The sequence below is a fragment of the Microbacterium sp. USHLN186 genome, assembly GCF_037145155.1.
Taxonomy (GTDB): domain Bacteria; phylum Actinomycetota; class Actinomycetes; order Actinomycetales; family Microbacteriaceae; genus Microbacterium.
Genome location: NZ_JBBCYA010000003.1, coordinates 271,359 through 284,050 on the forward strand (window position 1 = coordinate 271,359; position 12,692 = coordinate 284,050).

The window sequence follows — 12,692 nt, forward strand, 5'->3', positions numbered from 1 at the left end:
GGGGCCGCTCAGACGAGCAGCTGGTGACGGGCGAGATTGCGGTACAGGGGCGTGGACTCGACGAGCTCGGCGTGCGAGCCCTGACCCACCACGCGGCCGTCCTGCAGCACCACGATCAGGTCGCTGTCGACGACGGTGGAGAGCCGATGCGCGATAACCAGCAGGGTGCGATCGGCCGCAGCCGCGTCGATCGCCTCCCGCATGCGCTGCTCGTTCACGCCGTCCAGCGATGACGTCGACTCGTCCAGCAGCAGGATCGGCGCCTCGGTGAGCAGCGCGCGGGCGATCGCAAGTCGCTGGCGCTCGCCTCCCGAGAGCATCACACCGTCCTCGCCGACCGGCGCCTGCAGTCCCAGCGGGCTGCGGGCGAGCACATCGCCGAGGTTCACCGAGCGCAGCACACGCACGCAGTCCTCGTCGGTGGCATCCGGCGCGGCCAGGCGCAGGTTCTCGCCGAGCGTGCCGGCCAGGGTCGGCGCGTCCTGCTCGACGTAGCCGAACTGCGCGCGCAGCTGCACGCGCGGGTAGGTGCGCAGGTCGTGCCCGGCGAGGCGGATGGAGCCGCCGGTCGGGTCGTAGAAGCGCTCGATGAGCGAGAGGACCGTGCTCTTGCCCGCCCCGCTGGGGCCCACGAGGGCGACGCGCGCCCCACGCGGCACGGCGAACGTGACGCCCTTGAGCACATCTCGCGCGAGGTCGTCCACGGCAGGCGCAGCGCTGCTCGTCTCGGTCGCGGCGCGTCCCAGATGCGCGTCGACCAGCACGTTCTGCGCCTCCCGTGCCGCGGCCTCGCGGGCGGCGACGACCGCGTCCGGATAGCGGAAGCGCACGTCGCGGAATTCGATCGCGGGTGCGCCGACGACGGGGACGGCTGCGGCAGCGGCATCCGGCTCGTCATCCTGCGTCTCGGTCGGCAGGTCGAGCACCTCCTGGATGCGCCCGAGCGCACCCAGCGCCTGATTCACCGACGTTATCGCCCCGAACGCCTGCCCGAGCGGCATCACGAGCATGAACAGGAACATGATGAACGTGACCAGCGCGGCGATGGTGAGGGCGCCGGATGCCACCCGGAACCCGCCCACGCCGAGGACCACCAGCAGCGACAGCTGCAGCGCGATGCCGGCGATCGGCACGACCATCGACGAGATCTTCGCGATGCGCACCCCCAGCCCGTACGCCTCGCCGGCGAGATCCTCCACGGCCCGCGCCTCGCGCTCGGTGGCGCCCGAAGCGCGCACGGTGCGGATCGAGGAGATGCCCCGCTCGACTCCGGATGCCAGTTCGCCGACCTTCTGCTGCTGCGCGGCCGACGCGGTGCGGATCCGTCCGCTGAGCAGCACGACGACCACGACCGACGCGCCGATGACGAGCACGATCAGCAGCAGCAGCAGGGGATCGATCAGCAGCATCGCGATCAGCGCGCCGAGGAACAGGATCGCCCCGCCGACGGCGTCGGCCAGGCCCTGGGTGAGCACGGCGTACAGCAGGGTGGTGTCGGTGCCGACGCGGCTGACGAGGTCGCCGGTGCGGCGCGCGTCGAACTCGCTGATCGGCAGGTGCAGGATGCGGGCGATGAGCTGACGGCGGCTGGAGTATACGACCGCGGTGCCGGTGCGCTGCAGCAGGTAGTGCTGGTAGCCCGAGATGACGGATGCCGCGACGACGAACACGACCAGCAGCCAGACCAGCGCGCCCAGACCGCGATCGTTCTGCACCCGGTCGATGACCTGACCGACCAGCAGGGGCTGCACGAGCGACGCGGCCGCGCCGACCACGCTGAGCACCGCGACGACGGCGAGCACCTTCTTGTGCTCGAACAGGAAGGGCAGCAGCTGACGGAAGGTCGCGCGCGGGCCGTCGGACGGCGCGCCGCGACCGCGGCGGCGTGACGGCGCCGTGCGAGACATGGGACCTCGATCTCAGGAGAGTGTGTGCCGGGGCATGCGGGAACCGGGCATCGGATCTATTGTCTGCCGAACTTCTTATGCGCGGCCTGTTTGGTGACGCCGAGAGCGCTCGCGATCGCCTGCCAGGAGTACCCCGCAACGCGAGCACGGCGCACCTCAACCTCCTCAGCACGGGCGAGCTCGCGACGGATGCCGGTGAGTCGGTGGAGTTCGGCGAGCGGCTCGCCCTCTGGCTCGGCGGCCCGCGCCGTCTGAGGCCTCATGAAGTCAATCTATATTGACGTCTCCGTGCTGTCAAGAGCAGTTGACGATGGTCGGCTATTCGACGAGTCCGTTCTCGGCGAGCCAGGCTCGTGCGACAGTGGTCGGCACGCGCAGCAGCCAGGCGTCGGTGAGCGTCTCGCGCAGCAGCTGCGTGTCGATCTGGTCGAGTCGGGTGAGCACGGCCGGATAGCCGTCGAAGTGCGGGATCGTGAAGAACGCGTGCGGGTACGTCTCGATGAGCGCGGACTTGTCGTGCTCGCTCTCGACGTGGATGCCGAGGACGACGCCGGCCGGCCACTCCCGGCCGAGGTGGGCCAGCTGCTCGAGGTCGCGCTTGCTCGGCGGACGCTCCCAGGCGATCATGCCGGCGCTGGTGCGCCAGCACGCTCCGCCACGGTGCCCTTCGACGGTCTCGACCACGCGCGGGAAGCCGAGCACGATGCGGCGCACGTCCTCGATGGTCGCCATGCCGCCAGAGTACGCCAGACGCCCCGGGGTGTCAGCCCGTGCACGCTCAGCCCAGACGCACCCGCCCGCGCAGCTCGCGCACGCTCGAGACGCCGGCGAGCTGCATCGTGCGCACCGCCTCGTCGCGCATGATCTGCAGCATCCGATCCACGCCGCGCTCGCCGCCCGCCATCAACCCGTACAGGTAGGCGCGACCGACCATGCACGCGTCGGCGCCGAGCCCGACCGCGGCGAGCACGTCGGCGCCGGAGAGGATGCCGGTGTCGAGGAAGATCTCGGCCCGATCTCCTACGGCCGCAGCGACCTCGGGCAGCAGCCGCAGGGGAGTGGGGGCGCGGTCGAGCTGTCGTCCGCCGTGATTCGACACCACCAGCGCGTCGGCGCCGGCATCCACCACGCGCCGCGCGTCGGCGACGGACTGGATGCCCTTCACCACGAGCTTGCCCGACCATTCTTCACGCAGCCATGCGAGGTCGTCGAGCTTCAGGCTCGGGTCGAACATGCGCCCGACGAGCTCGGCGACCGTGCCGTCGAAGGAGCGCAGACTGGCGAACTCGATCGGGGCGGTGGTGAGCACGTGGAACCACCACTGCGGATGCCACGCCATGTCCCACATCGTGCGCAGGTTCAGCGTCGGCGGGATGGTCAGCCCGTTGCGCGCGTCACGCATCCGGTTGCCGGCGACGGGGGTGTCGACGGTGAGCACCAGGGTGCCGTACCCCGCGCGGCGAGCCTCGTCGATGAGCCGTCGCGTGCCCTCGCGGTCCTTCCAGAGGTACACCTGGAACCAGTTCGATCCCGTGGGGACGGCCTGCTGCAGCTCACCCGGCGCCGTGGTGCCCATGGTGGAGAGGGTGTACGGGACGCCGGCTCGCGCCGCCGCGCGGGCCACCGCGATCTCGCCCTCGTGATGCATCATCCGGGTGAAACCGGTCGGCGCCATGATCAGCGGGAGCGACGCGGTCTCGCCGAGGATGGTCGTCGAGGTGTCCACCTGGGCGACATCGTGCAGCACCCGCGGCTCGAACTCGACCTCGGCGAACGCGCGCCGGGCGCGAGCGATGCTCAGCTCGTCCTCGGCGGCGCCGTGCACGTAGTCGAACACCGATCGCGGGGTGCTGCGCCGCGCGAGACGCGCGAGATCCTTCACGGACAGCGCGCGGGCCAGGCGTCGCTCGACTCCGTTCCACACCGGGCGACGGAAGCCGAGCAGAGGCGCCACCGCAGCCCAGGTCGGCACGCGGCGCGGGATGCGTCGCGGGGGCAGGGTCATCCCTTCGCCCTGCCGGTGCCGAGGTAGGCCTGGATGATGTCGTCGTCGGCCAGCAGCGTGGCCGAGGGGCCCGAGCGGACGATCTCGCCGTTCTGCAGGATGTGCCCCTCGTCGGCGGCCTGCAGGGCGCGTCGCGCGTTCTGCTCGACGAGCAGCACGGTGGTGCCGCCGGCGAGGACCTCTTCGATCACCGCGAACACCTCGTTGACGATCTTCGGTGCGAGGCCCATCGACGGCTCGTCCATGAGGATGAGCTGGGGTCTCGCCAGCATCGCACGCGCGATCGCGAGCATCTGCTGCTCGCCGCCCGACAGGGAACCGGCGGCGAGCTTGCGGCGCTCGCCGAGCACGGGGAAGCGCTGGTACATCTCGTCGATGCCCGCAGCCGCGCCCGGTCCGTGGAACCGGGCACCCATCTGCAGGTTCTCGGCGATCGTCATCGTCGCGAGGATCTGCCGGCCCTCGGGCACCTGCACAAGTCCCCGCGGCACCAGACGGTGCGAGCGCAGGCGGGTGATGTCGGCGCCCTGGAACAGGATCCGTCCGGCGGCAGGCCGCACCAGTCCGGACACGGCATTGATGATCGAGGACTTGCCGGCCCCGTTGGCGCCGACCAGCGTGACCAGCGAGCCGGCCGCGACGTCGAACGAGACACCGCGCACGGCCTGCACCCGGCCGTACGAGACCGCGAGGTCCTGCACGCTCAGCAGCGGCTCAGCCATTGTTCTCCTCAGGGGTGGTCGCCGAGCCCGCGCGGTACGAGGTGGCGTCCTCGTCGGCGGCGCCCAGGTAGGCCTCGATGACGCGCTCGTCGGCCGCGATCTCCGCCGGCGTGCCGTCGGCGAGCACCTCGCCGAAGTTCAGCACCACGATGTGATCGCACGTGTCGAGCACCATCCCGACGTTGTGCTCGATGAAGATGATCGTCAGACCGTCGGCGGTGAGCGAGCGGATCAGCGACGACAGCGCCTCCGCCTCGACATGGTTCATGCCGGCGGCCGGCTCGTCGAGGATGAGCAGCGACGGGTCCGCGGCGAGGGCGCGAGCGATCTCGAGCCGGCGCTGGTCGCCGTACGACAGGCTCTGCGCAGTGTCGTTCGCCTTCTCGAGCAGGCCGACCCGCCGCAGGCAGCGGGCCGCGTGCTCGAGCGCCATCCGCTCGTCACGTCGCGCCGACGGCAGCCACACCAGGCGGCGCAGGAAGGTGGGACGCGCCACCAGGTGGGCGCCGATCAGCACGTTCTCGAGCGCGGTGAGCCGGTTGAACAGCTTCGAGTGCTGGAAGGTGCGCGTCACGCCGGCCGCGGCGATGCGGTGCACCGGTGTGCGCCCCACCGGCACGCCGAGCACGGTGGCCGAGCCGGAGGAGGGCGGGATGAGTCCGCTGATCATGTTGACCAGGGTGGTCTTGCCCGCGCCGTTGGGGCCGATGAGTCCGACCACATCGCCGCTGCGCACGGTGAGATCGACGCCACGCACGGCGTGCACGCCGCCGTGCTCCTTCGACAGGCCCTTCAGCTCGGCGACCACTTCGCCCTTCGTGGGATGCGTGCGCCCCACGATCGGCTCGGAGGTGTCGAGCGCGGACACGTCGATGCGCTGATGTCGGCGGGGGATGAGACTGGCGATCCCACCGGGCAGGTACAGGATCACGAGCAGCAGCAGCAGGCCGGAGATGAACGGGCGGATCCAGCCCGCTTCGATGCCGATCATGCGCTGCAGCTCGGGCAGCAGGGTCTGGAAGCCGCTGCCGAGCACCGGTCCGAGGAAGTTCGCGGTGCCGCCGACCACGGCCGTGACCAGACCGTCGATGGCCTTGTCGAACGCGAAGTCCTCGGGGGCGATCAGGCGCAGGTAGTAGGCCCACATCACGCCGTAGAGTCCGGCGAGCACGCCCGCCGCGACGAATGCGCTGAGGCGGTGCCCACCCACGTTGATGCCGATCGAGCGGGCGGCGAGCTCATCCTCGCGGATGGCCTCCAGCGCCCGACCGTAGCGCGAGCGGCCCTGCCGCCAGAACCAGTAGGCGACCAGCAGCAGCACGATCCACGCGATCAGCGGGGTCATGATCTTGGGCACGGGCATGCCCTGAGCGCCGCCGGTCCATTCCGCGTTGAGGATGAAGATGCGGATGGCCTCGGCGAAGCCGAGCGTCGCGATCGCGAGGAACACCCCGCGCAGGCGCATGGTCGGAAGGCCGAGGATGACGGCGGCCAGTGCGCCCACCAGCATCCCGACGACCATGGCGAACAGCAGCGTCGGCAGCGGACCCCACGCGTCCGGCGTCGGGGTGATCGTCGCCGCGGTGAAGGCGGCGATCCCGGCGAAGCCGGCCTGGGCGAGGCTGAGCTGCCCCGCCACGAGCACCGCGTAGAACGAGAACGCGAAGACGCCGTTGAGCGCGATGAAGACGAGGGTCGACTCGGTGAACAGCATCAGACCTCACGCACCTTGCGCTTGCCGAACAGACCCTGCGGGCGCACCAGCAGGATGACGAAGAGCAGCGCGAACGCGATGAGGTCGCGCCAGCTGGAGCCGACGTACTGGATCGCGAACACCTCGGCGACGCCGAGCACGAGACCGCCGATCAGCGCGCCGGGCAGCGAGCCCATGCCGCCGACGATGATCACGGCCAGGCCCTTCAGCTCTATCGCGCTGCCCATGCCCAGCTGCGCGCTGTTCACGCTGAGGGCGAAGAGCACGCCGGCCACCGCGCCCAGCGCGGTGGAGATGGCGAAGGTGATGGAGGTGACGCGGTCGACGTTGACGCCGAGAACCCGGGCGGCACCCGGGTTCTCGGCGACGGCGCGCATCGAGCGGCCCAGCGACGACCGGCTCACCAGCAGGGTGAGCGCGATCATCAGACCGAGCGAGACGGCGACGATGACGATCTGCAGCATGCTGGCCGTCACTCCGCCGAACTCGATCGCGTCGTCGGGCACCGTACCGGCGGGGAAGCGCCGGGTGTTCGGTCCGAACACGGCCTGCAGCAGCGCGATGAGCATGCCGCCCATCGCGATCGAGGAGATCAGCCCGGCGAAGTGCGCGTCAGGACGGTCCTTCAACGGACGGAACGCGATCCGCTCGATGAGCAGACCCACGATCGCGCCGAAGGCGAAGACCAGCACGAGCACGACGCCGATCGGCAGATCGAACGACTCGGTGAGCCAGATGCCGACGAACGCCGAGGCGGCGAACGCGGCGGGATGGGCCAGGTTCAGTCGGTCGAGGATGCCGAACACCAGGGTGAACCCGATGGCGAACAGCGCGTAGATCGATCCGAGGAACAGGCCGTTCAGCAACTGCTGCGCCATGGCGGTTCTCTTCGCTCCGCAGGTCAGTTCAGGACGGCGAACTTGCCGTCCTTGACGATCTGCACGACGGCCGGGTGCTCGGCGTCACGGTCCTTGTTGATGCTGATCGAGCCGAGCGGGGTGGCAAGGTCCTTGACCTCGGTCAGTCCCTTCTGCACGTCGGTGCGCTCCGCCGAGCAGTTCGAGCGCACGGCGTGGTCGACGATCTGCATGCCGGCGTACGCCTGCGCGGCGAACTGATCGGGGCCGGCGCCGTACTTCTCCTCGTAGGCCTTCATGAACGCGGTGTTCTCGGGGCTGTCCGAGGCGGAGTTCCAGGCCGCACCCACGATGACGCCCTCGGCGGCCTCGCCGGCGTCCTTCATGAGCGCCGGGTTGTTGAAGCCGTTGCCGCCGATGATGGGCTGATCGATGCCGAGCTCGCGCGCCTGGGTGACCAGCGGGATGGCCGCCTCGATGAGGGCCGACACGACGATGGCATCCGGCTTCTGCTCCTTCGCCGCGGTGAGCAGGCTGCGGAAGTCGGTGTCCTTGACCGAGAACTTCAGGGTCTCCAGCACCTCGACGCCCTGGTCCTTCAGCGCCGACTCCATCACCTTGTACCCGGACTCGGTGAACGCGTCGTCGTTGCTGTACATCACGACGACCTTCTTCAGGCCGAGCTTGTCCTTGGCGGTCTCGATGGTCTGCGGGATCACCTGCGCCTCGGTGAGCGAGTCGCGGAAGATGAAGTCGCCCTGCGCAGTGATGCCGGTGGCGGTGTTCGAGATGGCGAGCACGGGCATGCCGCCCTCCTGCGCGATGGGCTGCGCCTGGAACGCGGTGTTCGACAGGGTGGGGCCGATCACCAGGCTGGTGCCGTCCGAGACGAACTTCTCGAACACGCTGATCGCCTGTCGCGGGTCGGACCCGTCGTCCTCGACCTTCAGCGAGTACTTGACGCCCTTCTCGGCGTTGAGATCGTCCAGCGCCAGCTCGAGGCCCTTCTGCTGCGACTCGCCGTAGCTGGCGGCGGCGCCGGTGAGGCTGAGGGCGGCGCCCAGGGGGACGGTGCCCTCGATGACGCAGCTCTCGCCGCTGCCCGATCCCTTCAGTCCCTCTCCCGGGGCGGTGCTGCCGCTGTCGGCCGAGCTGCAGCCGGCGAGGACGAGGGCGGATGCGGACAGGATGACGGCGGTGTGCAGTGCTTTACGCATGAGGGATCCATTCGACGGGCATGTGAGTGCGGATTGCCCCGCGCGACACGGACTTCGTGTGCGCGGGCGAGCGCGGCGTCCTCATCGAGGCGCGCTGTGCGGCAATGCCTCGATCATATGCCCGGGCGCAGGCACGTCGTGGGCCTGTGACCGCTCACCAGAGGACGGCGATGCCCGCGTTCACGGCGGTGAGGATGCCGATGCCCCAGAACAGCGCGGCGGGAACGGCCCCGGCCTTGCGCTGACGTGCCTGGCCGATGCCGAGGAACGCGCCGATGATCAGCAGGATGACGAGCTTCGTGCCGATCTTCGCGTAGTTCGGTGTGACGTCGTCGGGCAGTCCCCAGGGGGCGGCGAGGGCGAGACCGGCCACCGCGGCGATCGTCACGCCGATGTGCATGAGCTTGACGATCTCACGTCGCCCGCCGAACGCCTGCACCGCCCACGCACCGAAGAGCACGGCGAAGCCGAGAAGGTGGATGAACAGGACGATGTGGCGCAAGGTCTCCATGACCCCAGGCTAGCCTGTTCAGCCGCGCAGCTCCGCGACCACGCGCGCGGTGCGGATCGCCGCGTCCGCGGCCTCCGCGCCCTTGTCCTCCTTCGAGCCGGCGAGGCCCGCACGGTCCAGTCCCTGCTGCTCGTCGTCGAGGGTGAGCACGCCGAAGCCGACCGGCTTTCCGGCATCCAGCGCCACCCGCGTCAGTCCGTCGGTGGTCGCCGCCGAGACGTACTCGAAGTGCGGCGTGCCGCCGCGGATGATCACGCCGAGGGCGACCACGGCGTCCGCACCGCCGGCGAACGCCGCCTGCGCGGCGACCGCGAGCTCGAACGATCCCGGCACGCGTACAAGCGTGTGGGCGGCGCCGGCGGCATCCAGCACGCGCTGAGCGCCCGCGATCAGGCCGTTCGAGATCGTCTCGTGCCAGGTTCCCGCCACGACGACGACGCGCAGCCCGGTGCCGTCGAGGGGGGTGTGCGGGGTGGGGGCTCCTGCGCCGCTCATGCGTCGTCCTTTCCGAGGGCGCTGGCCAGCTCGGCCGCACCGATGATGTGTCCCATGCGATCGCGCTTGGTCTCGAGGTACTGATGGTTGTTCGGCCCGACGCCGACGATCAGGGGCACCTGCTCGACGACCTCGAGGCCCAGTGCGCGCAGCTGCGCGACCTTGTCGGTGTTGTTGGTCAGCAGTCGCACCTTCGAGATGCCGAGGTCGGCCAGGATGCCGGCCGCCGCCGCGTACTCGCGGGCGTCGGCGGGCAGGCCCAGCGCGAGGTTGGCGTCGACGGTGTCCAGGCCCTCCTCCTGCAGGGCGTAGGCGCGGAGCTTGTTGATCAGTCCGATGCCGCGGCCCTCGTGACCGCGCATGTAGATCACGACGCCGCCCTCCGCCTCGATGCGGTCGAGGGCCGCGCGCAGCTGCGGGCCGCACTCGCACTTCTGCGAGCCGAACGCCTCGCCGGTGAGGCACTCCGAGTGCACGCGCACCAGCGCGGTGTCGCCGGGCGTGCCCGAGACGACTGCGATGTGGTCGGTGCCGCTGACGCGATCCTTGTACGCCAGGAAGCGGAAGGTGCCGTGATCGGTGGGCACGTTCGCGTCGGCGCGCAGGCTCACCCGGCGGCGGGTGCGCAGGGGAGCGCACGCGGTCTCGTCGCGGGGGTCGGTCTCGTTCAGGTGCGCGATGAGCTGCTCGATGGTGATCACCGGCACGCCCTCGCGCGCGCCGAGCTCGAGCAGGCCCGGCAGGCGCATCATACTGCCGTCGTCGGCGACGACCTCGGCGATCGCACCCACCGGCTGCAGCCCGGCGAGGCGCATGAGCTCGACCGCCGCCTCGGTGTGTCCGCCGCGCTCGCGCACGCCGCCGTCGACCGCGCGCAGCGGGAGGATGTGCCCGGGGCGGATCAGGCTCGTGGGTACGGATGCCGGGTTCGCGAGCACGTTCAGGGTCAGCGCGCGGTCGCTGGCGCTGATGCCGGTGGTGACGCCCTCGGCGGCATCCACGCTCACCGTGTACGCCGTGGTGCGGGCGTCCTCGTTGACCTCCACCATCGGGGGGAGATTGAGGTGATCGGCGAGGTCGGCGGGCATCGGGGCGCAGATGAGGCCGGAGGTCCAGCGCACCATCCACGCCATAGTCTCCGGCGTCGCCAGCTCGGCGGAGATGATGATGTCGCCCTCGTTCTCGCGGTTCTCGTCGTCGGCGACGATGACCGGGCGACCGGCGCGCAGCGCGTCGAGAGCGTCGGTGATGGGGGAAAGGCTCATCGCGAGCCTCCTTCCGGAAGGGAGCGGAATGCGAGCAGCCGCTCGACGTGACGGGCGAGGATGTCGGTCTCGAGGTTGACGAGGTCGCCGGGCTGCAGTGCGCCGAGCGTGGTCGCCTCGAGCGTCTCGGGGATCAGCGAGACCTCGAACCAGTGCGCGCTGTCCGAGCCCTGCCCTGGGGCGGCGCTGTCCGACCCCTGCCCTGGGGCGGAGCTGACCGCGCTCACGGTGAGCGAGGTGCCTGCCACGCTGATCGAGCCCTTGTCGACGACCAGGGGGGCGAGCTCGGCGGGCAGTGCGATGCGCAGCACCTGCCACTGCGCACCGGGACGCACCTCGAGCACCGTACCGACGCCGTCGACGTGACCCTGCACGATGTGTCCGCCCAGGCGCGCGCCGACCGGCATGGCCTTCTCGATGTTCACCCGCGAGCCGACGGCGACGGCGCCCAGAGCCGACACGTCGAGGGTCTGCTTCATGACATCCGCGTCAAAGGTGTCGGCGCTCGAGCCGACGACGGTCAGGCAGACGCCGCTGACGGCGATGGATTCGCCGTGCACGGCATCCGCCGCGGCCTTCGGCGCGCGCACGGTGAGCCGCCAACCGTCGCCGGCGGGCGAGATCTCGGCGATCTCGCCGATCTCCTCGATGATTCCGGTGAACATCAGCTTCCTTCCTTCGCGGTCGGCCTCGGGTTCGGTGTCGACGTCGGTGTCGGTGGGGCGGCGCGCGGCGCCGTGACGGGGTGAGCGATCACGAGCAGGTCGTCGCCGAGCGGCATCCACTGCTCGACCTCGAGGCGGACCGCCTCGCCGATGCCGCTGACGCCGATGTCGGTGAGCGCGACGCGGTCGCCGCCGAGCAGCACCGGTGCGAGGTACGCGAGGACCGTGTCGGCGTAGCCCGCAGCGACGAACGCGCTGGCCAGGGTCGGTCCGCCCTCGACGAAGACGCGCTGCACGCCGCGCGCGGCGAGATCGGTGAGCACGGCGGTCAGATCATGCGTGTCGTAGAAGAGCGGAGTGCGCGGATGCCGATGCACGGCCGCCGTCGGCGGCGTCGCGCGCGTGCCGATCACGACCGGCACGGGCTGGTTCGGCCGCAGCTCATCGCCGTCGCGCGCTGTGAGCGCCGGATCATCCGCGAGCAGAGTGCCGGTGCCCACGACGATCGCATCGGCGTCGGTGCGCCGGAGGTGCACGTCGGCGCGGGCCTCGGGCCCGGTGATCCACTGGCTGGACCCGTCGGATGCCGCGGCCCGCCCGTCCAGGCTCTGCGCCCACTTCACGGTGACCAGGGGGCGGCCCAGGCGCTGCACGGCGAGCCAGTCGTGGATCAGCCGCTCGGCGGCATCCGCCTGCTCACCGACGACGACCTCGACGCCGGCCGCGCGCAGCCGTTCCGCGCCGCCGCCGGAGATCTCGCCGGGGTCGTCGAACGCGTAGACGACGCGCGCGATACCCGCGTCGATCAGCGCCTGCGCGCACGGGCCGGTGCGACCGGTGTGGTTGCAGGGCTCGAGCGTGACGATGGCGGTCGCGCCATGCACCTGAGTGCCGTCGAGGCGGGAGAGGGCGTCGACCTCCGCGTGCGGCGTGCCGGCTCCGCGGTGCACGCCCTCGGCGAGCACCTCGCCGGAGGCGGAGAGGATGACGGCGCCGACCTGCGGATTCACACCGCGCGGGCCGTCGGCGGCGAGGGCGAGGGCGCGCGACATCGCGTCGCGCTCGGCCTCGGTCGCAGCCATCGGTCTTCCTTCTCTGGGATATCCGGGGTCTGCAGCGCACGAGGACGCCACGTGCTGCCTCTCATCCGGACTGACGAGCTCTCGCTCGCATCACCGTCGGTTCCGGATTTCCACCGGATCGGCGCCTGTCGCCAGGCGTTCGCGGACTGTCACCGCCGGTTCGGATTCACACCGACCCCGGAGCACGTTGATGCTCTGAGTCTAGTCAACGTGCGCGGGAAGGATTCATTCCGCGTAACACGGGTGGGGCGT

13 protein-coding genes and 1 riboswitch are annotated in these 12,692 nt (G+C 70.6%); all 13 genes read right to left on the reverse strand.

The features are described from left to right. Positions 1 to 8 precede the first annotated feature (8 nt). The 13 genes from WFG93_RS08710 to ribD all read right to left on the reverse strand — a co-directional run bounded on the left by WFG93_RS08710 (position 9) and on the right by ribD (position 12,440). On the reverse strand, positions 9 to 1,907 hold the full coding sequence (locus WFG93_RS08710) for an ABC transporter ATP-binding protein (protein WP_336645938.1): 1,899 nt from the start codon (positions 1,905 to 1,907) through the stop codon (positions 9 to 11). Positions 1,908 to 1,963: 56 nt separating this feature from the next. Further along, positions 1,964 to 2,170: an AsnC family protein gene (locus WFG93_RS08715; protein WP_336645939.1), complete on the reverse strand. Its 207-nt coding sequence runs from the start codon at positions 2,168 to 2,170 to the stop codon at positions 1,964 to 1,966. Between the two features lie 55 nt (positions 2,171 to 2,225). Continuing rightward, complete coding sequence (locus tag WFG93_RS08720; RefSeq protein WP_336645940.1) at positions 2,226 to 2,639, reverse strand: MmcQ/YjbR family DNA-binding protein; 414 nt, start codon at positions 2,637 to 2,639, stop codon at positions 2,226 to 2,228. 46 nt (positions 2,640 to 2,685) lie between these two features. Next, on the reverse strand, positions 2,686 to 3,912 hold the full coding sequence (locus WFG93_RS08725; RefSeq protein ID WP_336645941.1) for an alpha-hydroxy acid oxidase: 1,227 nt from the start codon (positions 3,910 to 3,912) through the stop codon (positions 2,686 to 2,688). Further along, positions 3,909 to 4,634: an ABC transporter ATP-binding protein gene (locus WFG93_RS08730; protein WP_336645942.1), complete on the reverse strand. Its 726-nt coding sequence runs from the start codon at positions 4,632 to 4,634 to the stop codon at positions 3,909 to 3,911. Before WFG93_RS08730 ends, WFG93_RS08725 begins: the two co-directional genes overlap by 4 nt. Beyond that, positions 4,627 to 6,348: a branched-chain amino acid ABC transporter ATP-binding protein/permease gene (locus WFG93_RS08735; RefSeq protein ID WP_336645943.1), complete on the reverse strand. Its 1,722-nt coding sequence runs from the start codon at positions 6,346 to 6,348 to the stop codon at positions 4,627 to 4,629. The genes WFG93_RS08730 and WFG93_RS08735 overlap by 8 nt, the downstream gene beginning before the upstream one ends. Then, complete coding sequence (locus WFG93_RS08740) at positions 6,348 to 7,226, reverse strand: branched-chain amino acid ABC transporter permease (RefSeq protein WP_336645944.1); 879 nt, start codon at positions 7,224 to 7,226, stop codon at positions 6,348 to 6,350. Before WFG93_RS08740 ends, WFG93_RS08735 begins: the two co-directional genes overlap by 1 nt. Before the next feature lie 23 nt (positions 7,227 to 7,249). Beyond that, positions 7,250 to 8,422, reverse strand: coding sequence for an ABC transporter substrate-binding protein (locus WFG93_RS08745; protein ID WP_336645945.1), 1,173 nt, complete (start codon positions 8,420 to 8,422; stop codon positions 7,250 to 7,252). Between the two features lie 154 nt (positions 8,423 to 8,576). Further along, entirely contained in the window at positions 8,577 to 8,933 is a 357-nt protein-coding gene (locus tag WFG93_RS08750) for a Fe-S protein (RefSeq protein WP_336645946.1), read from the reverse strand. Between the two features lie 18 nt (positions 8,934 to 8,951). Beyond that, positions 8,952 to 9,428 (reverse strand): 6,7-dimethyl-8-ribityllumazine synthase, encoded by a 477-nt coding sequence (ribH, locus tag WFG93_RS08755; protein ID WP_336645947.1) that lies wholly within the window; start codon positions 9,426 to 9,428, stop codon positions 8,952 to 8,954. Next, positions 9,425 to 10,693 (reverse strand): GTP cyclohydrolase II, encoded by a 1,269-nt coding sequence (ribA, locus tag WFG93_RS08760; protein ID WP_336645948.1) that lies wholly within the window; start codon positions 10,691 to 10,693, stop codon positions 9,425 to 9,427. The genes ribH and ribA overlap by 4 nt, the downstream gene beginning before the upstream one ends. Next, entirely contained in the window at positions 10,690 to 11,358 is a 669-nt protein-coding gene (locus WFG93_RS08765) for a riboflavin synthase (RefSeq protein WP_336645949.1), read from the reverse strand. Before WFG93_RS08765 ends, ribA begins: the two co-directional genes overlap by 4 nt. Next, complete coding sequence (gene ribD / locus WFG93_RS08770) at positions 11,358 to 12,440, reverse strand: bifunctional diaminohydroxyphosphoribosylaminopyrimidine deaminase/5-amino-6-(5-phosphoribosylamino)uracil reductase RibD (protein ID WP_336645950.1); 1,083 nt, start codon at positions 12,438 to 12,440, stop codon at positions 11,358 to 11,360. Before ribD ends, WFG93_RS08765 begins: the two co-directional genes overlap by 1 nt. Before the next feature lie 47 nt (positions 12,441 to 12,487). Further along, a riboswitch (FMN riboswitch) is annotated at positions 12,488 to 12,630 on the reverse strand. Between the last annotated feature and the right edge of the window lie 62 nt (positions 12,631 to 12,692).